The sequence below is a fragment of the Sphingomonas bisphenolicum genome, from assembly GCF_024349785.1.
Taxonomy (GTDB): domain Bacteria; phylum Pseudomonadota; class Alphaproteobacteria; order Sphingomonadales; family Sphingomonadaceae; genus Sphingobium; species Sphingobium bisphenolicum.
In genome coordinates, this window is the sequence record NZ_AP018821.1 from 1 (window position 1) to 19,503 (window position 19,503).

Below are 19,503 nucleotides of genomic sequence, written 5' to 3' on the forward strand. Positions count from 1 at the left end.
TCTGCGATTGGGACAAAGCCGTGAACATCATGACTACCGAGCATGCCAAAGCGCCGCGCCCGCTCGTCGCGATCGGGCATGACTATCCGCCCTCCTACGAGCTCGCCGAACATCGTCATCGCCGCAGCCAGTTTCTCTATGCCGCGCGCGGGGTCATGGCAGTGAGCACACCCGATGGCGCCTGGGTCGCCCCGCCTGAACGGGCGGTATGGATCCCGGGCGGAACGGCACATTCTGTGCGCATGGTCGGAGCGGTACAGACGCGCAGCGTATTGATCGAACCCGGCATCTGTCCGTCGCGCGGCGCGCGGACCCAGGTTGTCGGCGTGTCGGCCTTGCTGCGTCAACTGCTTGTCGAGGCGGCCGATTTGCCGATCGAATATGACGAGCACGGGCGTGACGGACAGGTCATGACCTTGCTCGCGTCAGAAATCGATCGTGCGCCGGCCATCCCCCTGGCAGTGCCCTTCCCTTCCGACTCCAAGCTCGCATCGCTCTGCCACGCCTTCCTGAACCAGCCCGACGCCTCGGCGGCCATCGACCTGTGGGCCAACGCGATGGCGATGAACCGCCGGACTTTTACGCGACATTTTCGCCTGCAGACTGGGATGAGCTTTGGCGCTTGGCGGCAACAGGCTTGCCTCTCGGTGGCCCTGCCAAGGCTCGTGGCCGGCGAACCCGTGACGGCGGTTGCACTGGATCTGGGCTATGACGGACCCGGCAATTTTTCGACGATGTTCAAGCGGGTCCTTGGCGTTCCCCCAAGCCATTATCGTGCGGGGTGACAGCGACCTACGGTCCATGCTGATTGCGACGGCATCGTCGGGTCGTCGACCAGGGTGGCGAGCCTTCAGCGAGCCTTAGAGATCGCCTTTTTTCGCGACTTTCTTGTGAACTGCTATCAGTTCCGGTTCTCTAAAGAATATTGGATCCGCTGCTGCACCCCTCGGTCGGTGCTGCTCCCATCGAAACTTTGTTACCTCGAGCTGTGCTGATCTGGCTCACCCATCAATGATGTGCCGCGCGGCACAAAGCGCGGCACATCATTGATGGCTGGGTCGTGCGACATTTGCTTGCTGCAAAAACACGGCGGTTGATCGGAGCAAGTGCCTTCGGGGAACGTCGGCCATTGAATATTTAGAATATCGTGTTATGTAGATAACCGTCATATCCAAGGAGGCGATGATGGCCACCGCAACAGGGTCGGATTTCTCGGACGTCCGTATTAAGCCGCTAACGGGCTCCGCACGCGACGTGCGCGCGCACCTAAAGGACGATGACGGACCCATCATCGCTTTTCAGCTGGAACATGCTGGCGAGGCTGCGGCCTCTGCCTTTGCCGAGGCGGTTCGCCTGATCGCGCCGATGATTCTGCGCAACCTCGCCGCCCATGAGACAGCAACCCTCGAAAAGCTGGTCGACGCCCTCGTCCCCGCCGTTTCGCCGCCCGAACATCTGCTCACCCAGGCTCGGATGAACGCCGAAGCCCGTAAGGCCGTGCTGGAAAGCGCGGAATGGGTTAATGCCGCCAAGCTTTCCGAAATCGCCGGGTTCTCCGGGCAAAATTCGAGCGCCCAGCCAAACAAGTGGAAGCGCGAGAGGCGGATCTTTGCGCTGCGCCACGATGGCAATGATCTCTATCCGGCCTATGCCCTCGATCCCGACGCGCAGTATCGTCCCGTGAAGAGCCTCGCGCCTATCCTCGAGGTGTTCGGCGACGAACTCGACTCCTGGGATATCGCGATCTGGTTCGCGTCCGCCAACGGGTTTTTGGGCGGCGCTCTGCCACAGGATCTCCTCATCAGCGATCCCGAGCGCGTACTCGCGGCCGCGCGAGACGAGGTCGCAGGCGTGCGTCATGGCTAAAGGAGCCAAACCCCGCGAAGCGGGTGCCGATCCAGCCAAGCCGCGAACGCGCAAGATGGCGCCTGTCGCTCCCGCTCCCGCCCGTGCCGGAGCGATCCCTTCGCGCACGATCGCCTCGCCGCCCGCCAATCTCGATGCGCTCGTAAAACGCACGAGCTGGCCAGCGAGCCAGATAATCCATCGCATTCACCCCGATGAATACACCCCGGACGCATTCAATCCCGGGCCTGGCGGCAATGCCCGCTTCAGCCCGATCCGCGATGCCGCAGGTGACGCGATCCCCACCATCTATGGCGGTACCACGCTCGAATGCGCTGCCATGGAAACGGTCTTCCACGATGTGCCTCATGCGCCGGGACTGAAGACCGTCGCGAAGCGCAAGCTCAGGAAGCATCATTATTCCAGATTGCAACCCGCCGCGGACCTCAGGCTCGCCGATCTCGGCAGCACCGCGCTGCGCAAGCTTGGTATTCCGCGGGTCGATCTCATCGAGAGCGACAAGGATTTCTATCCGCAGACCCGCGCCTGGGCGGAGGCCATCCATGCCCAGTGTACGGACGTGCAGGGCCTGGGCTGGGTATCGCGTCAGGACGATAGCGCGCGCGCCCTCATTCTGTTCGAAGACCGGCTGCCGCCCGATCCATTCAGCAGCGTCGAAGCGCCCGTCAATATCGTCGCCGATGCCGACACCTTCACTGCACTCGTCGAGCTCGCCGACATCATCGGGGTGAAGATCACCGGCAAATAGCCACGCGAAGCCCGCTTCGGCGATCCAGCTGCGACCTGCTCCGCCAGGCAGCAGCCTCCCTCCCCTTCCTAAAACCCTGGCGACCGCGCGGCTTGTACGGGCGGCGCCAAAGCCTGGAGAATGCCTATGTTCGAACCGAAATCCAAAATGACCCCGCACGCCGAAGCGGACTTCCTGATCCAGGAAATCCGCGACACGCGCACCGCCTACGACAACGCGACCGTCGACAAGTGGCGCGCCCAGCATCTTGGCATGATCGGTCTGCGCATGAGCGCGCTGGTTCGCGCCGCCCGCAAGGTGCTCGCCGCCGCCCACCCGACAACCCAGAGCGACACCGACGCGGACCAGTGCACCATGCTGGAAGCGCGTACCAGCACCTATCTCAATTCTGCCAGCCGGCTTTCCGCCACGATGGAGCATGAGTGGCCCCGCGACATCCAGCAGGAGATTGATGCGCAGGCCGACGACCTTATCCGCGATGCAGACGCGATTTCGGCGGAGCTCGCCGCAATCGTCGCACGATATCCCGCCCCCTGACATCCGTGCTTCTCGGCCATCCCGCGCGATCACCGCGGGTGGCCGGGCGCCAGTGAAGCGCCCAGGCGGAAAGCGCTGATTCAGTCCGCAAGCAGCTTGTCGATCGTGACGGGCAGGCTGCGTACCCGCACCCCGGTCGCGTGATAAATGGCATTTGCGACTGCGGCCGCAGTGCCGACTATACCGATCTCGCCCAGGCCCTTCACGCCGAGCGGGGTGACTTCGGGGTCCGGCTCGTGGACGAAGATCACCTCGATATCGTGGATGTCGGCATGGGCAGGCACATGATATTCCGCGTAATTGTGGTTCATGAACCGGCCGAGCCGGTGATCGAGGAAGCTTTCCTCGTGCAGCGCCGCGCCGATCCCCATCACGACCCCGCCAAGTATCTGGCTGCGCGCGGTCTTGGGGTTGATGATCCTGCCGGCCGCGATCGCGCTCACCACTCTTGTCACACGGACGACGCCCAGCTCCTCGTCCACCCGCACCTCGCAGAACACCGCGCTATGGGTGTTGCGCGACTTGCGCATCAGACTGACCATGTCGAGGGGGCCAGGCTGCGCTGTCTTCTCGACCTCGATCCTGTCCAGCGCCGCAGCCTCCATCGCCGCCGTGAAGGGGACCGCTTCCCCCTTGCCGTCACGGCGGCGCATGGTCCCATTCTCGAAGAGCAGGTCATCCAGCTTCGCGCCCGCGAGCGGATCGCCGTCCATCTTCACAGCAGCCTTGGCGAGCCGGGCGGCCACGCCATGACAGGCAAGCTGCACCGCTGCGCCCACTGACGCCGCGCCCCAGGAGCCGCCCTCTACCGGCGATAGCGGAAGGGTGGAATCGCCGAGCTTTGCCGTGATAGCCGAGGCCGGTAGTCCGAGCGTATCCGCCGCGACCTGGGTCATCACCGTATAGGTGCCCGTGCCGATGTCCGACATCGCGCTTGCGACTTCGAGCGTGCCGTCGGTCTTGAGCGTCGCACGGACCGCGCATTTGGAGAACATCGCGTCCCACATTCCGGTCGCCATGCCCCAGCCGATCAGTTCCTTGCCTTCGCGCATCGAACGCGGCTGCGGGCTGCGCCTGTCCCATCCAAAAGCCTGGGCACCCTGCGCATAGGCTTCGCGCAGAGCCTTGCTGGTGAACTCGGTCCCGTTCATCGCGTCGATGTTGGAGTAATTCTTCACCCGCAAGTCGAGAGGATCGATGCCGACCGCGTAGGACAGCTCGTCCATCGCCATCTCGAATTGTGTCATGCCGGTCGCCGCGCCGGGCGCGCGCATGTCGCCAGGCGTATAGGTGTCGACCGGCGCGATAAAGGAGGCACCTTCCGCGTTCTCGCAGGCATAGTTCATCATGCCCCAGTTGACGACGGTCTCCATGTAATTCTCGAACCTGGACGTCAGGGTCGTGGCGTCGGTCAGGATCGCTGTCAGAGCCCCGTCCCGCTCGGCACCAAGCGAGATCGAGTTGAGGCATTCGGGGCGGTGCGTATGGGTAAACATTTGCTGGCGGGTGAGCACGACGCGTACCGAGCGTTTCAGCTTCAAGGCGGCCATGGCCGCCAGATAAACATTATATTGTGGCCGCAGGCCCGAACCGAACGCGCCGCCGACAAAGGGATTGAGCACGCGGACATCGTCGGCCTTCAGGTCGAACGCGCCGGCCAGATAGGCCTGCACATTCTGCGGACCCTGTGTCTTGTCATGAACCGTGAGCCTGCCGTCTCCTTCGAAGAAGACGGTCGAGGCATGCATCTCCATGGGATTATGGTGCTCGGCGCCCTTGTGATAATCGCCGGCGATCGTGACCGGTGCAGTCTCGAAGGCCGACCGCGCGTCGCCGCGGTTCTTGGGGGGATAATATCCTGACCGCTTCTTCCTGGGTACGAACTTTTCCGCAAGCGCGACTTCGAACCGGGTATTGTGCGCAGCCTGCTCGTAGCTGAGCTCGACGAGACTTGCCGCATAGCGCGCCGCCTCGAATGTCTCGGCGACGACGAGGGCGACCGGCTGGCCATTATAGTGGATCTGCGCGTCGCACAGGGGGCGCAAGGGCGAGCCGGGCGGGGCAACGTCATCCTGAAATTTCTTGTCCGCGGATGCGATCTCCAGCCGATTTTCATGGGTGAGCACATCGACGACGCCTGCGACCGCGCGTGCGGCACTGTCGTCGATCCGGGTGATCCGCCCGCACGCGATCGCGGCATTGACCACGACCCCATGGAGGAGGCCAGTGGCGGGATATTCGGCGGCATAGCGCGCCTTGCCGGTCACTTTGAGAAGACCCTCGACCCGGCTGAGCGGAGCGCCGATGCCGTCGCGGGCGATGATGGCTGCCATGGTCATGTCCTCAGGCGACGCGTTTGTCGGTTTGTGACTGCGGCGTACCGGCCGCGGCCTGCGACAGCGCCCGCACGATCGCGCGACGCGCAAGCGGGATCTTGAAGTCGTTCTCGCCCTGGCCGGCCGCACCGTCGAGCAGTGCGTCAGCGACCTGCCGGAAGACCGCTTCGTCCGCCTCGCGGCCGACGAGCAACTGTTCGACGTGGGGAAGGCGCCAGGGCTTGTGCGCCACGCCGCCAAGCGCGAGGCGCGCCTCGGCGATCCTGGCGCCCTCGATACGCAGAGCCGCCGCCACCGACACGAGCGCGAAGGCGTAGGACAAGCGGTCGCGCAACTTCAGATAGGTGTAGTTCTGCGTGAAATCCTCATGCGGAAGAATGATGGCCGTGACGAGCTCGCCGCGCTCGAGGCTGTTGTCGCGCGCGGGATCCTCGCCGGGCAGGCGATGATAGTCGGCGAACGCGATCGTGCGCACGCCGTCCGGGCCGGCCACTTCCACCTGGGCCGAGAGCGCGGCCAGGGCGACGCACATGTCCGACGGGTGGGTTGCGATGCACTGATCGCTAGCCCCCAGAATGGCATGGATGCGGTTGACCCCACCGATCGCGCCGCAGCCAGAGCCCGGAACCCGCTTGTTGCAGGCGGTCGCCGTGTCATAAAAATAGTAGCAACGCGTGCGCTGGTTGAGATTCCCGCCATTGGTCGCGGCATTGCGCAGCTGGGGGCTGGCGCCCGCCAGGATCGCCGACGACAGGAGCGGGTAACGCTCCTGGACGCGCCGGTCATAGGCGGTGTCGGCGTTGGGCACGAGCGCACCGAGCCTCAATCCCCCATCCTCAGCCTCCTCGATCCTGCCCAGAGGCAGCCGGGTAATGTCGATCACGCTCGTCGGCCGTTCGACATGTTCCTTCATCAGATCGACCAGGTTCGTGCCACCCGCGATGTAGCGCGCACCGTCCTTTGCAGCCAGCCTGACGGCGTCCGCGATCGACGTTGGCCGCGCATAGCCAAAGCGGTTCATGCTCGCTCTCCCAAAACCTGCTCGATGGCGTCGGCGATGTTCGTATACGCGCCGCAGCGACAAAGATTGCCGCTCATGAGCTCGCGTATCTCCTCCCGGCTTCGGGCACGGCCTTCGTTGATCAGCCCCTGGGCCGAGCAGATCTGGCCCGGCGTGCAATAGCCGCACTGGAAGGCGTCGTGGTCCAAAAACGCCTGTTGCAGCGGATGCAGCGCATCCCCATCGCCCATCCCCTCGATCGTTATGATGTTATCGCCATCATGCATCACCGCAAGACGCAGGCAGCTGTTGATCCGGCGGTCGCCGACCAGCACGGTACAGGCACCGCACTGGCCATGATCGCAGCCCTTCTTCGTGCCCGTGAAATCGGCATGATCGCGCAGCAGATCGAGCAGCGTTACCCAGGGCAGGACCGTGAACGCCTGCCGTTCGCCGTTGATGGTGAGGCTGATATCGAGAGGTTCGACGTCGCCAGGGGCCGCGGGTTTGGAAATGGTGGCCATGGCAGCTCCATGTCCCGCGCGGGAGCGCGGCTCTGTTCAATAATCCCCCCGGTCGCCCCGTGGTTCCCCTAGGATCGCCGATTGCGCAGGAACAGGCCGCCCAGGATCACAGCAGCCCCGCCGACGAGCGCCGCAGCCGCGTGTGGCCGTGTCCGTGCCGCCAGGGTTAGGCTCGATCGGCGCCCTTCCTCGTTGCGCGAGCGTGCCTCGCCATCAGTGCCGGGCCCGAAAAGATTGTCACCTTGCGTCGCGGGCTTCGAGCGATCGACGAGAAAAGGCCCGACGAGCGGCGCGAGACGCTCGAACAGCGCCGGAAAATGGCTGGCGAACAACACCTCCAGCCGTCCGATGCCGCCGACCGTGAGGGCACGAACATTGTGGGTCGCGGTATAGAGTATGGCATCGGCCACGAGCGCCGGATCATAAGGCGGCGGCGGGATCCGCGCTTGGCCGTCCTCGTGATTGGCGGCATGCATCGCGATCGGCGTGGTCATGCCCGACGGCTTGATCAGCGTCACCCGCACCGGCGATCGCGCGGCCTTGAGTTCGATCCGCAGCGAGGCGACGAAGGCGTGGATCGCATGCTTGGAGGCAGTATAGGCGCCCATGACAGGCGAAGGCATGTCGCCGGCAATCGAGCCGATCGTAACGAGCGCGCCGCCGCTTGCCGTGAGATAGGGCACGGCGACCTGCGCGCTGTTGACCGCCCCGAAATAGTTGGTGCGGAACAATCGCTCATGTTCCTCCAATGGCGTGGCGAGCAGCGGCGCATAGATGGCGACCCCCGCGTTGCTGACCCATGTGTCGATGCGGCCGAAGGCCGCTATGGCGCAGGAGGCCGCGCGCTGCAGCGCCTCGCGCTCCCCGACATCGGCGACAGCGTAAGCCGCCCGGCCACCGTCCGCCTCGACCTCCTGCACGATCGCGCGCAGGGCCGCGTCATTCCGGCTGATGAGGAACACGCGCGCGCCGGCCCCTGCCGCCTTGCGCGCGGTAAGCAGGCCGATGCCAGAGCTCGCGCCAGTGATGACGAAGACCTGATCGGAAAGCGGTCGGTGCGGCATGGGGCGGTCCGGTCGGTTTGCGGCGGTAGCCGTGCGACCGCATAATGGATGCGCTACGGGAACTCGCCTGCCCGGCGACGGGTTCCGGGACAGACGCTAAATCCAAGGAACACCTCATGCCGCAGCCGGTTCTGTTCTCCCCCGATGTCGAGACGCCTGAGCCGGAGGAAGCGGAGACCAGCATGGCGATCGACCGGGAACTGCACAGGATCCTCGAGACGACCTCGCAGGATTATGGGCACGCGGTGCGAAGCGTGCATGCCAAGAGCCACGGCCTGCTTGAAGGTATGCTCATCTTGTTCGACGGCTTGCCGGCCGAACTTGCCCAGGGCATCGCCGTCCGCCCCGGCCACCACAAGGTCGTGCTGCGCATCTCGACGAACGCCGGCGACATCCTTCCCGACAGCGTCTCCCTGCCGCGCGGGATGGCGATCAAGATCCTGGGCGTCGAAGGCGAGCGGCTTCCAGGTTCCGAGGATGCCAGCACGCAGGACATCATCATGGTCAACGGACCGGCCTTCTCGGCGCCTCGAGCCAAGGACTTTCTCGCCAATCTGAAACTGCTCGCCAGGACCACGGACAAGGCGGAACGCAGCAAGAAGGCGCTGTCAGCCGTCCTGCGCGGCACAGAAGCGGTGATCGAAGCCCTTGGCGGCGAGAGCGCTAAGATCAAACAACTGGGCGGTCACCCTGTCACGCATCCGCTCGGCGAAACCTTCTACAGCCAGACCGCCTTTCGGTTCGGCGACCATATCGCGAAATTTTCGCTCGCTCCTGTGTCGCCGCACCTCGTTGCACTGAAAGACCAGCCGGTCGATTTGGCGGGCCGGGACAATGGCTTGCGCGAAGAAGTAAACGCGGTGATCGCCGCCCACGGCGCGGAATGGGAATTGCGCGTGCAGTTGTGCACCGATCTCGAGGCGATGCCCGTAGAGGATGCCACAGTGGTCTGGGACGAAGCTCAAAGCCCATTCCGCGCGATCGGCCGGATTGTCGTCGAGCCCCAGCCTGGCTGGAACGACGAGAAGGCCAGGCGCATCGACGACGGGCTTGCGTTCAGTCCATGGCATGGCCTTGCCGCTCACCAGCCACTCGGCGTCATCAATCGCGTCCGGCGCAGCGCCTATCCGATGTCGGCCAATTACCGCTCCGCGTACAACCGCTGTCCGATTCACGAGCCGTCTGCCTGATCGCGGCAGTGTCGTAGCCCGTGACGCCATCGAGATGATGGGACGCGAATCGGCGTCAAGACCACCGGCAAGTAGCGTCGGCAACCGGCATGACAACCCTGTAGCAGGGCGCACTCCCTCCTGCGGACGGGAGCTACTTGGGCCTCCTGGACGTAATTTTATTGCGCATGATCCATAGGCGCCGGGAGCGCAGCCAGGCCTAGCGCGTTCCACGACCGAAGGATCACGCGAGGCAGGACATGAAAGCAGCTGACAGTATCATCGAACGCGCCACGGCCCCGAGCCGGCGTCGGAAATTCATCCGGTCTCTCGAGGAGACCGCCGCACGGGCGGTGGTCACCGCAACCGTCACTTTCGCAGTGGGCTGGGTGCTCAAGAAGATGTTTGAAAAGTCGGTGGCCGAAGCCGCCGAGGAAGGCGCAAAAGCCGGTGCCGCGGAGGCTGACGCCAGCGCGCAAGACGCCAGCCCTCCGGGCGGTTCCGCCTAGGGTAAAGCGCTTCCGCGCTTTCCATTCCAGCCCAGCCCGCCGCTGCCAAACAGCATGCCGCTAAGCCATGAATTCACAAAAGCCTTGGACCCAGCCGCTCGATGATCATCGCGATCCCCTGCCCACCGCCGATGCACATGGTCACGAGGGCGTAGCGGCCGCCGGTGCGGGTCAGCTCATAGAGCGCCTTTACCGTCAACATGGCTCCGGTCGCGCCCACCGGATGGCCAAGACCAATCCCGCTCCCGTTGGGATTGACCTTCTCCGGGTCGAAACTCAGCAATTTGCTCACGGCGCAGGCCTGGGCTGCGAAAGCTTCATTCGCCTCGATGACATCCATGTCGGTCAGAGTTAGCCCGGCACGGGCCAGAGCGATCGGTACGGCTTCGACCGGGCCCAGACCCATGACTTCCGGCGCGACGCCCGCATGCCCCCAGGCGACGACCCGCCCCATGGGCTGCAAACCGCGTGCTCGCGCCGTCCGCTCCGACGCGAGGATCACGGCCGCGCCGCCGTCGTTGATGCCGCTCGCATTGCCGGCCGTGACGGTACCGCCCTCGGGTTTGAAAATCGGCTTGAGCGATGCCAGACTTTCGGAGGACACGTCCTGACGGACATGCTCGTCGACGTCGAACGACCTGGCTTTTCCCCGCTCCCTTACTTCGACCGCCACGATCTGCGACTTGAAGCGACCTTCCGCGATCGCCCGGGCCGCTCGGGCATGGCTTTGCGCGGCTAGCGCATCCTGCGCCTCGCGGCTGATCGCGTGGCGCTCGGCGACATTCTCGGCGGTGACCCCCATATGCCCGGCGCCGAACGGATCGGTCAGAACCGCGCTCAGTGCGTCAACCATCACCTCGTCGCCCAGGCGCCGTCCCCAGCGCATCGCCTTGGTGACATAAGGCGACTGGCTCATGCTCTCCGCGCCCCCGGCCACAGCAATCTCGCATTCTCCAAGGGCGATCATCTGCGCCGCGGAAATGATCGCCTGCACACTCGATCCGCATAGCCGGTTCAAGGTGAGCGCCGGCGTCCGGTCGGGGATGCCGGACGCGATCGCCGCGATGCGAGCGAGATAGGCGTCGCGCGGCTCGCTCTGGATCACCTGCCCCATGACGACATGGCCGACGTCCTCGGCAGCGATCCCGGCGCGGGCGATCGCCTCGGAAATGACGATACGGCCAAGCTGCCAGGGCGCGACGTCCTTCAGGCTACCACCAAAGTCGCCGATCGCCGTTCGCGTACCGGCCAGAATCACAACGTCTTCCAAGATCGCTCCTTTCAGCGAGCCGCTGGCATCAATGCCGCGCAGTGATGCTTTAAACATCAGTTCTGATTTATTAGCGCGGATAAATGGAGATGTATACCTATGGAATCATCTCGTGGTGGCGCGGGTCGCGGTGGTGGGGTGCCGAGGGTTAGAGGCTCCCGCCGCCGACGCTGGCCGAAGATGTGCTCGGTCACGTCTCCTCGGAGCCAGGATCGGTGTTGCGATCGCTTCGGAGCGCTAATGGATGCAGTGTGCCACTTGCTCGGCTAGGATACCAAGCTTGTGCAAGGGCCCGTCCCCGATGCGACGGCCTTCATATTGTTCCGCGGTCCATCGAAAGGCATCGAACACGCTATCAAAGGGTCCGGCGGACATCGCCGCGCAGCGGCCAAAGCCCGCCTCCAGAAACCAGCAACCTCGGTGGTCACTGTGACAATTCGCGTCCAGGCGAACGAACAGGGCAATCAGGCGATCATCCCGAAAGACCTGCAGACCCTGAACATCCTCGCAGCCCGTATCGACGGATACGGGGGAAAAGCTGTAAGGCATCTGTCTACTCCTGAAGCGGACCCTTACAGATTTGCGCCACTCTCGTCGTTAACTTCGATTTTGTGACCACCCGATTTGTCGCCGATGCTCCACGACACGCCGAATTGTATCGCGGGTGCGGTCCCGTTCTTTTTCACAGGCGTTCCACAGTCTTCCCCGCCTCTTTCCGCCGACTTTCCCACTGCGCGCGAACCAGGCGCGTCACCGGTGTGCCTTTGGCGATAATCCCCATCTTGCTCGCGCCTATGGGCGGGCGGCGAATGGCCAACTAGGGCCGGCGCTTGCCCAGGCGATAGTAGCGCTGGCGGAGGCGGCTCCCACGCCGGGTCACCCTGCCCTGCCCGGCAGGTCCTGCTCGCTGCATGGTCTCGAGCGCGCGGCGCAGGCCATGGATCTGGTCGAGCAGGTGGAGAACGATCTCGATCCCTTCGTCGTTAATCCCGAAATCGCCTTCCAACTGATGAATGAGCCGTGCTCTGGCGGCATCCATCTCCGAGAGCTGCAACGTGCCCGGGTGCTCGGCGACCAGCCATTCGCGCTCGATCCAGGTCGTCAGAACCTTCCGTGCGATACCCGTGCGCTGCACGAAGTCGTCCAGGTCGATCATCGGCTTGTCTCCCGCGGATTGTGTGCCCTGCCCGCCTCCCAGCTTTTCACGAAGGCTTCGAGCTCCGGATCGGACGGCTTGGGCAGTACGATCTTGAGCCTGACCAGTTCGTCGCCGCGGCCGCCGCCTGCACGCGGGGCCCCCTGCCCCTTCAGTCGCAATGTGCTGCCGCTGTTCGAACCGGCCGGCACCGTCATCGACACCTGGCTCGTGGGTGTCGCCACCTGGATCTTTCCGCCAAGCACCGCTTCGCTCAGCGAGATCGGAACCTCGAGAACGAGATCATCGCCTTCTCGCGCAAATCGCGGATCGGGCAGAACCTCGAGCATGATGTAGGCGTCACCGGGGCCGCCGCTGCCAAAGCCCATCCCGCCCTTGCCCTTGAGGCGCAATGTCTGGCCATCGACGACCCCGGCAGGAATCTTGACGTCGAGCGTACCACCACCCGGCAGGGTCAGTCGCTGTTCGCCGCCCGTGATCGCCTGCGCCAAGGTCAGACCCAGGCGGAACTGGAGATCCTCGCCGCGCCGATTGGGCTGCCCTCTCCCACGTTGCCGGAACAAGTCGGCGAACAGGTCCTCGTCGAAATCCGCAAAGCCGCCGCTATTGGCATATCGGCCGTAATCGTTGCTGGCATAGTCCCGGTAATAGCCCTGCGGCGGTCGCTCGGCGCCGGTCTCATCGATCTCGCCGGCGTCGAAGCGACGCCGCTTTTCGGGATCGCGAAGGAGATCATAGGCTCCCGCGACGGCCTTGAACTTGTCTTCAGCCGTACGGTCGCCGGGATTGAGATCGGGATGGAGGGTCTTGGCGAGCTTTCGGTAGGCCTTCTGAATTTCATCCGCCGAGGCTGTCGGCGATACCCCCAAGACCTCATAAGGACTGCTCAACGTCGTGCCCTCGCTCCTGTATCATTGGCCCAGCGCGGCATAGCCGCGCTCATCCAATTTTGTTGCAGTCGGGACAAAAACAAGATTTCGGTTGGGGCTGGCAGCACGATTTTCGTCTGGCTCCGTGGCGCCGTCAGGGCCGCCGGCAAATGAGCGCTGACACTCAGTCGAACCTCTAATCTGCATCAACCGAAGCGGCGAGCCACCACCAGGACAACGGCCAGAACCGCGAAAGACAGGATGAGACTGCCAAGGACGTAGCCTATCGCCGCCGCCTGTTCGCCGCGTTCCCACAGACTGTACGCGTCAAGGCTGAACGTCGACCAGGTGGTGAAACCGCCGATGAGGCCGGTGGTCAGGAAGACCCGCAACTCATGGCTGGTCCCCGAGCGCATCGACAGCACTCCGACGACCAACCCCATCAGCGCCGAGCCGAAGACATTTATGGCCAGCGTTCCATAGGGAAAGCTCGGTCCGAGCAGTCGGAGCGATACGAGCCCTACGAGATGGCGCAGCGCGCCACCGATCCCTGAACCCATGAACACGATGAAGAACAAGCGCATGATTCCTCCTTCGCCAGATGGCGCCGGTAGGAATCATCGTCCCGTGCGAGGGCGGTTCGGCGACATGCCAGGCAGGAATCCATTGCCTCCCGCAACATTTAGGCCTGACGATTTAGACGGTCAATGATAGCCGGAACGAGGCGACCGGCGGCGCTCGCTGCCCATGCCCCGGCTGGCGGGTTCTAACCCAACCGAGGCGCGCCGCCTCTGCGGCTCGCAACCAGGGTGGACGTCGCCGCCGAGCGGCCTTCAGGCCTGTCCATCTCACGGCGCGCCAGCGTCATCGCAACGACCAGGCCCGCCGCGAACAGCGCCCCTTCGACGAACGCGCATGCCGTCTCCGCCACCGGACCAAGACCCTGTTCACCGAACAGGCCGCCGATCTGCGCAAGGCCGATCCGCGATTGCGGGAATGTCTGGACGAGTTGCTCGAAACTCCCGGCCATGAGATGTCCGCCAAGAAGAACGACAACGCTGCCCGCCGCACCGCCGCAAAGCGCCGCGCGCGCTGCCACTGAGCGAAGGGAACGATCAGAGCGGCCCATGCCGGACAAGGTAGCACCAAGGCCTACCCCAGCCCCCAGGAAAAGCCCCTCGAGCCCGCCCGTAATCCCTGTCGGTGACTGGCCGAACAAGAGATTGAACGCGTCGATCCCAAGCAACTTCACGACGCCGCCGACGATCATTCCGCCGACTGCGCCGCCAAGAGTAAGCCATGGGCGTTTTCCAGCGGCCTCGGCCCAAGCGATCCCTAGGCTGACACCCGCGCCGCCCACGAGCGCCACCGCCAGGGTTAGCCAGAGCAACACGAAGACGGAGGACGCGGCGCCGCCTCCGTTCGAGAGCGGCGGCGTCGCGGCGATAAAGCCGTATGCGAGCCCGCCGATCAATCCGGCGCCCCCAGCACCCAGGGTCCCGGCTCCCGCCATCATCGCTACGCGGCGGAGCGCCGAGGGCGCGGCCGACGGGGGAAGCGTGTGGGGGGCCGCGTCTTCGGCCGGGGCAGAGCTTTCGCGCCAGTCGACCTCGGCAATGAAGCGGTAGCCATGCTTGGGTACCGTCTCGATGAAATGCGGACGGCTCGCATCGTCACCCAGACGCTGGCGAAGGAGCCGGATGCACTGGGTCAGCGCCTCGTCGGTGACAGGCACATCTTTCCACACTTCCGCCAGAAAACGGTCCTTGCCGACGAGCGACCCGGCATGGCGCACGAGAAGCGCCAGTGCGTCGAGATAGCGCGCGTTGAGTTCGACCGGAACGCCGTCACGCAGCAGGCGCCGATCCTCGGGATCGAGGACGAACTGGCCGAAATGATATCCACGCGGCGGCACTTTTCAGCAAAACCTCATATGCTTCTCATGACGCTCATCGGTCTTTCCGGGACCCTGATGATCTCATCTCGAATGGAGGCGATATCATGGATGATCATCGGAACGATAGTTACGCAGCGTCCAGCAATGGCAGGCTCAAGCAGGCGCTCAATCCGTGGCGGATCTCGGCCTGGGGGCTCGCGTTGCTTCTCCTCGCGCTCCCCGCCATCGCGATGCGCTACACCCCGCAGGTGCGTTGGGACGAAACCGACTTCCTCGTCACGGGCCTCATGCTCGGCGGAACGGGGCTCGCCGCCGAATGGCTGGTCCGGCGCTCGCCCAATCCATGGTCCCGCGCGGCCAGCGTGGTATCGCTCCTCACCGTTTTCCTGACGGTCTGGGCAAATCTCGCGGTCGGCATGATCGGGTCGGAAGACAATCCCTTCAACCTCCTCTTCGCGGGCGTGCCCATCATCGCCTTCATCGGCTCGGCGATGGCGCGCTTCAAGCCGCTGGGCATGGCGATCTCCCATGGCGCGGCTGCCGCTGCCCAGGCAGGCATCGCGGCGATGGGCGCACAGATTGATGCGCGCGGCGGAACATTCAGCGCTCTGTTCGCCGGCCTCTGGCTTATCGCCGCGGTCCTCTATTGGCTGGCCGCCTCGTGGGCCGAGGGCGCGGCGACATCGTCGCGGTAGCCCTTGATCCAAGTAGCCACGCTCGCTTTTGGCGCCGCAGGGCTGAGCGAACTGTCCGCCTCATCGCTGCGCAAGTATCGGCGCGGCTGAAAGCCTGTTGACGCCCTGACCGATGATGCCCACCCCTGGGCGCAACGCTGCCCCGCCCCACATGCGAATTGGAGACGTGACATGAACCTTGCCGATCTGCTTCCCGAAGGAAGCCTCGACGCCTTGACCCAGCAACTTGGCATTTCACGCGAAGACGCCGAGCGCGGGGCGCAGGCTCTTCTTCCCTCGCTCATCGGCGGTATCAACGGCAAGACGGCGGCCCCGGTTGAACCGGCAGGTCTCGCGGCGCAGGTCCAGGCGCTGGGTGGCTCGGGGCTCATCGATAATGTCGTCGGCTCCAACCCCACTGACACCGGCCTTGGCAATCAACTGCTGGGGAGCCTGTTCGGCTCGAAGGACGTAAGCCGCGAGGTCGCCGGGCAAGCATCGCAGGCCACTGGCCTCGATCCAGCGATCCTCAAGAAGATGCTCCCTATCCTCGCGATGCTCATCGCGGGGCACCTCGCCAAGCGCTCCGGGGGGCAGCAGGGCGGACTGGAATCCATTCTGGGCAGCATCGCCGGTGCGCTCGCCGGTAGCGGCGGGTCCTCCGGAAGCGCCGCGTCAGCCGGCGGGCTCGGCGGCATATTGGGATCGATCCTGGGCGGCCGTTGACCGCCCTCCCTTTCAACCGACTTTGGGGCAGGCCTGCTTATGGACGACCGCGCGCAGATCGAGCATGCCGAAGGCCGGCTTCGCACGGCGATGCTCGCGAGCGATGTGGCGACCCTCGATGCCCTGCTCAGCCCGGACGTGATTTTTACCAACCAGGTCGACGCGCGGCTCAACAAGGGCGATGATCTCGGCGCTCACCAGTCCGGCCTGCTTCGCATCGAACAACTGGACCCCGTCGAGCCACCCCTCGTTCGCCTCCTGGGCGACAGCGCGGTGGTCTGCCTCGCGGTCCAGTTGTCGGGATCCTACGACGCGCAACCGTTCAGCGGCACCTTCGCCTATACGCGCTGCTGGCACCGGCTGCCGGGCGATCAATGGCGCATCGAGGCGGCCCATTGCTCGCCCGTCGTTCGGCCATGATCGTTCCGCAGGATCGGCGCGGCCGTTGACCGGCCGACCGCTTCCCTCGCGCTCCTAAGCTCGCAAGGCCACGGCCTGGAAGGCGCTCGCCGCTTGCGGACGCCCGAACAGCCAGCCCTGCAAGCGGCCGCAGCCGGCCAGGCGCGCAAGCTGCGCCTGTCCCGGTGTCTCGATCCCTTCGGCGCAGACTTCGAGATGATAGGCCTTCGCCAGGCCGACGATGGAGACCAGCACCTCTCGCATGTCAGGCTCCGATTCCAGCGGAGCGAGGAACGACCTGTCGATCTTGAGCCGGTCGATCGTGAGTTGCTGGAGATAGGCGATGCTCGCAAACCCGGTGCCGAAGTCGTCGAGGGCCATGCGGATACCGAGTGAGCGCAGACGGTCGATCACAGCCGCCGCGACCTGGGGACGGCGCAGCAGCAAGCTTTCGGTGATTTCCAGCTCCAGCCGCTCGGGGGAAAGCCGGTCCGTTCCAGGACCTGCTGAACCTCGTCGTAGAGATTGCCATCCCAAAATTGCGCCGGCGACAGGTTGACGGCCAGATCGAGCCCGGTCTCGCGCATTTCCCGGCAGGCATTGAGCAGCACCTGGCGGCCGATCGCATTGATCAGCCCGCTGATCTCGGCGATGGGAATGAAGACATCCGGCGGGACATCGCCATGTACGGGATGAGACCAGCGCGCCAGCGCCTCGACGGCCACGACCTCGCCCGACTGGGCATCGACGATCGGCTGATAGCGGACGTAGATCTCTTCGTTCTCGACCGCGCGCTTGAGATCCTGCTCGAGCCGCTGGCGCCGTTCATGGCCTTCGTCGAGCGAGGGGTGGTAAACCTGCGCGCAGTTCCGGCCCGCATCCTTGGCGGCATACATGGCGACGTCCGCCTTGCGAATGAGTTCTTCCGCGCTGTCGCAGGATGTGGCGCTCTCGAAATAGCCGATGCTGGTCCCGATCGTGATGCTGTAGGCGCCAACCTTGAAGGGCGTCGAGAACGCTTCGAGAATGGCCTCGCATGTCGCGGCCGCCACGCCAGACGATGGCGATCTCAAGAGAACGGCAAACTCGTCGCCGCCCGCGCGCGCGATAAAGGCCTCGCCCGCCGCGGCCTTCAGGCGACCAGCAGCTTCCTTGAGCAGAAGATCGCCGGCACTATGGCCGTAGACATCATTGGCGTCCTTGAACCCGTCGAGATCGAGGAACAGCAGGGCCAGTCCTTGCCTTGCCGCGACAAGCTCGCCCAGTCGTTCCCCCAACGCGCGGCGATTGGGCAGTTCGGTCAAGGGATCGTGATCCGACAGATGCCGGGCGAGCAGTTCGCTTGCGCGCAGCGCCTCGATCGACTGGCTGCCCCGGCGAAGAATAAGACCGGCCGCCACAAAGGCGACGAAGGCCACCGCCAGGATCGCCGGCACCAGATGCTGCCTCAGCGATGCACCCGGATGATGCGACCGCCATTCCAGCCAGGCGATCCGTTCGCCCGACCGGCCCTTGATGGCGATGGCGTCCATTCCGGCTGTCCGGTTCCCCAGCGTCAGCCGCACATCGTGTACATTGAGTTCGCGCGTGAGGTCCGCCAAAAACGCCTCGTCGACGTGCCGGGCGATGACCAGAAGGCGGGTCGGCCCTCGGGGCGCCGCGATCTTACCCGTCAAGGGCACTACGGCGGCCGTGGCATAGACCAGGACCTGGTTGCCCGAGCGCGTGAAGCCGCTGACGATCGGACTGCCCTCGGGCGGCAAGCGCCGCACTTCGGCGATAGATCGAACGAAGTCGGCGCCAAGACGCAGTTGAGCGGTGTTCGGGGCGATCTTCCGGTCTTTAAAACTGTAAAGGGTCCGATCGTCCGCGCCGAGCACGAAGATGTCGGAATATCCCTGGGTGCGGCCCAGATAGGCCACGACATTGTCGTCCATCCAGGCCGCATCGAAACGCGAACCGATGTGACGCACGGCATCGTCCCATTTGGCGTAATCCTGCAGATCGTGCTGCACCATCGCGGACGCGGTGGCGAACACGCCCCCGAGCGCCTGGCGCTCCCGCTCGAGCTGCTGGGCATCCTGCGCGCGGGTACTGAGGAAGATGAGCAGGAAGATGAAACCGAAGCATACGCCGAGCAGCGACAGGAGCGGCCAAAGATACTGCCTCGGCACAGAAACGCGGAGAAGACGGACAGCTGCGGCCATGGATTCGCGATATCGCAACTAGGTTAAAGCTCTCCTGTCGGCTGCCTCGGGAACGGATGCTCCCCCGCGACCGATCAGGCCGCGCTGGCCTCTTCATAGGCCTGCGTTTCGGCAGCGATGAGAATGTCGGCAAGCATCCAATAGGCCTCGCCCCAGGCGGCTAGCACATCGTCCGTGGCGACTTCGGCGCCCAGCACCTCACGGATCGCCGGGAGGAGAGCGGCCGCGACATGGGGATAATGCTCGGGCCTGACGCCGGTCTCGACGTGCCGGGCGACCATGCGCTGCACGGCGCCCCCAAGGTTCTGGAGCTTGTCGATATTTTTGGCATAGGCCAGGATCGCGCCGGCCAGCCGGCGCGGCTGCTCGCCGCTTTCCTGCGCCGCGCGATCGAACATGGCGGCGATCTCGGGGTCCTGCAGCAGCCGGGCATACATGGCCGTGGTGATCTCGACGCCATGCTTCTCAAGAGCGGGGGCCGTGGCCTTGACGATCTCCATGGCGGCGGGTGAGGCTGTACGCATAAGGGAACTCCTTGATAGGCTATTGAGG

The 19,503-nt window shown here is 64.6% G+C and carries 20 protein-coding genes, 1 pseudogene and 1 riboswitch; of the genes and pseudogenes, 9 read left to right on the top strand and 12 right to left on the bottom strand.

What is annotated here, in order from left to right; translation table 11 throughout:
• Window positions 1-29 precede the first annotated feature (29 nt).
• The 4 genes from SBA_RS23360 (at window position 30) to SBA_RS23375 (ending at window position 3,151) form a co-directional block, all read left to right on the top strand.
• Entirely contained in the window at window positions 30-785 is a 756-nt protein-coding gene (locus SBA_RS23360; RefSeq protein WP_261937546.1) for an AraC family transcriptional regulator, read from the top strand.
• 400 nt (window positions 786-1,185) lie between these two features.
• Window positions 1,186-1,866, top strand: a complete 681-nt coding sequence (locus SBA_RS23365) for a hypothetical protein (protein ID WP_008831977.1) — start codon at window positions 1,186-1,188, stop codon at window positions 1,864-1,866.
• Window positions 1,859-2,614, top strand: coding sequence for an RES family NAD+ phosphorylase (locus tag SBA_RS23370; protein ID WP_008831976.1), 756 nt, complete (start codon window positions 1,859-1,861; stop codon window positions 2,612-2,614). Before SBA_RS23365 ends, SBA_RS23370 begins: the two co-directional genes overlap by 8 nt.
• 126 nt (window positions 2,615-2,740) lie before the next feature.
• A complete protein-coding gene (locus SBA_RS23375) occupies window positions 2,741-3,151 on the top strand; it encodes a hypothetical protein (protein ID WP_008831975.1) in 411 nt (136 codons plus the stop codon).
• Between the two features lie 80 nt (window positions 3,152-3,231).
• Here the strand turns inward: SBA_RS23375 and SBA_RS23380 are convergent, their stop codons facing one another.
• The 4 genes from SBA_RS23380 to SBA_RS23395 all read right to left on the bottom strand — a co-directional run bounded on the left by SBA_RS23380 (window position 3,232) and on the right by SBA_RS23395 (window position 8,075).
• Complete coding sequence (locus tag SBA_RS23380) at window positions 3,232-5,484, bottom strand: xanthine dehydrogenase family protein molybdopterin-binding subunit (RefSeq protein WP_008831974.1); 2,253 nt, start codon at window positions 5,482-5,484, stop codon at window positions 3,232-3,234.
• A gap of 10 nt (window positions 5,485-5,494) precedes the next feature.
• Window positions 5,495-6,508: an FAD binding domain-containing protein gene (locus SBA_RS23385; protein ID WP_008831973.1), complete on the bottom strand. Its 1,014-nt coding sequence runs from the start codon at window positions 6,506-6,508 to the stop codon at window positions 5,495-5,497.
• Complete coding sequence (locus tag SBA_RS23390) at window positions 6,505-7,011, bottom strand: (2Fe-2S)-binding protein (RefSeq protein WP_008831972.1); 507 nt, start codon at window positions 7,009-7,011, stop codon at window positions 6,505-6,507. The genes SBA_RS23385 and SBA_RS23390 overlap by 4 nt, the downstream gene beginning before the upstream one ends.
• Window positions 7,012-7,079: 68 nt before the next feature.
• Window positions 7,080-8,075 (bottom strand): SDR family oxidoreductase, encoded by a 996-nt coding sequence (locus tag SBA_RS23395; RefSeq protein WP_008831971.1) that lies wholly within the window; start codon window positions 8,073-8,075, stop codon window positions 7,080-7,082.
• Window positions 8,076-8,191: 116 nt separating this feature from the next.
• On the opposite strand from SBA_RS23395, the gene SBA_RS23400 reads away from it, so the two are divergent.
• Together SBA_RS23400 and SBA_RS23405 are read left to right on the top strand one after the other, a co-directional pair.
• The gene (locus tag SBA_RS23400; RefSeq protein WP_008831970.1) at window positions 8,192-9,265 is read left to right on the top strand and encodes a catalase family protein; all 1,074 of its coding nucleotides are present in this window, start codon (window positions 8,192-8,194) and stop codon (window positions 9,263-9,265) included.
• 239 nt (window positions 9,266-9,504) lie between these two features.
• The gene (locus SBA_RS23405; RefSeq protein ID WP_129965651.1) at window positions 9,505-9,753 is read left to right on the top strand and encodes a hypothetical protein; all 249 of its coding nucleotides are present in this window, start codon (window positions 9,505-9,507) and stop codon (window positions 9,751-9,753) included.
• 73 nt (window positions 9,754-9,826) lie between these two features.
• Here the strand turns inward: SBA_RS23405 and bktB are convergent, their stop codons facing one another.
• The 6 genes from bktB to SBA_RS23435 all read right to left on the bottom strand — a co-directional run bounded on the left by bktB (window position 9,827) and on the right by SBA_RS23435 (window position 14,963).
• A complete protein-coding gene (bktB, locus tag SBA_RS23410; RefSeq protein WP_037520907.1) occupies window positions 9,827-11,023 on the bottom strand; it encodes a beta-ketothiolase BktB in 1,197 nt (398 codons plus the stop codon).
• A 237-nt stretch (window positions 11,024-11,260) separates the two neighbouring features.
• On the bottom strand, window positions 11,261-11,572 hold the full coding sequence (locus SBA_RS23415; protein WP_008831967.1) for a hypothetical protein: 312 nt from the start codon (window positions 11,570-11,572) through the stop codon (window positions 11,261-11,263).
• A 268-nt stretch (window positions 11,573-11,840) separates the two neighbouring features.
• A complete protein-coding gene (locus SBA_RS23420; RefSeq protein WP_008831966.1) occupies window positions 11,841-12,179 on the bottom strand; it encodes a chaperone modulator CbpM in 339 nt (112 codons plus the stop codon).
• Window positions 12,176-13,069: a DnaJ C-terminal domain-containing protein gene (locus SBA_RS23425; protein ID WP_008831965.1), complete on the bottom strand. Its 894-nt coding sequence runs from the start codon at window positions 13,067-13,069 to the stop codon at window positions 12,176-12,178. Before SBA_RS23425 ends, SBA_RS23420 begins: the two co-directional genes overlap by 4 nt.
• 185 nt (window positions 13,070-13,254) lie before the next feature.
• Window positions 13,255-13,632, bottom strand: a complete 378-nt coding sequence (crcB, locus tag SBA_RS23430) for a fluoride efflux transporter CrcB (protein ID WP_008831964.1) — start codon at window positions 13,630-13,632, stop codon at window positions 13,255-13,257.
• Window positions 13,633-13,652: 20 nt separating this feature from the next.
• A riboswitch (Fluoride riboswitch) is annotated at window positions 13,653-13,728 on the bottom strand.
• Between the two features lie 86 nt (window positions 13,729-13,814).
• On the bottom strand, window positions 13,815-14,963 hold the full coding sequence (locus SBA_RS23435; protein ID WP_008831963.1) for a winged helix-turn-helix domain-containing protein: 1,149 nt from the start codon (window positions 14,961-14,963) through the stop codon (window positions 13,815-13,817).
• Between the two features lie 86 nt (window positions 14,964-15,049).
• Between SBA_RS23435 and SBA_RS23440 the strand changes: the two genes are divergently transcribed.
• From SBA_RS23440 to SBA_RS23450, 3 genes are all read left to right on the top strand, one after another.
• Window positions 15,050-15,640, top strand: coding sequence for a hypothetical protein (locus SBA_RS23440; protein WP_008831962.1), 591 nt, complete (start codon window positions 15,050-15,052; stop codon window positions 15,638-15,640).
• 171 nt (window positions 15,641-15,811) lie between these two features.
• Window positions 15,812-16,345 carry a DUF937 domain-containing protein gene (locus tag SBA_RS23445; RefSeq protein ID WP_008831961.1) on the top strand — a complete coding sequence of 178 codons (534 nt, stop codon included), beginning with the start codon at window positions 15,812-15,814 and terminating at the stop codon, window positions 16,343-16,345.
• Between the two features lie 39 nt (window positions 16,346-16,384).
• Window positions 16,385-16,765, top strand: coding sequence for a nuclear transport factor 2 family protein (locus SBA_RS23450; protein WP_008831960.1), 381 nt, complete (start codon window positions 16,385-16,387; stop codon window positions 16,763-16,765).
• A gap of 54 nt (window positions 16,766-16,819) precedes the next feature.
• Here SBA_RS23450 and SBA_RS23460 read toward each other — a convergent pair.
• Window positions 16,820-18,951: pseudogene (locus tag SBA_RS23460) on the bottom strand (putative bifunctional diguanylate cyclase/phosphodiesterase).
• A 74-nt stretch (window positions 18,952-19,025) separates the two neighbouring features.
• Window positions 19,026-19,475 (bottom strand): globin domain-containing protein, encoded by a 450-nt coding sequence (locus SBA_RS23465; RefSeq protein ID WP_008831958.1) that lies wholly within the window; start codon window positions 19,473-19,475, stop codon window positions 19,026-19,028.
• Window positions 19,476-19,503 lie beyond the last annotated feature (28 nt).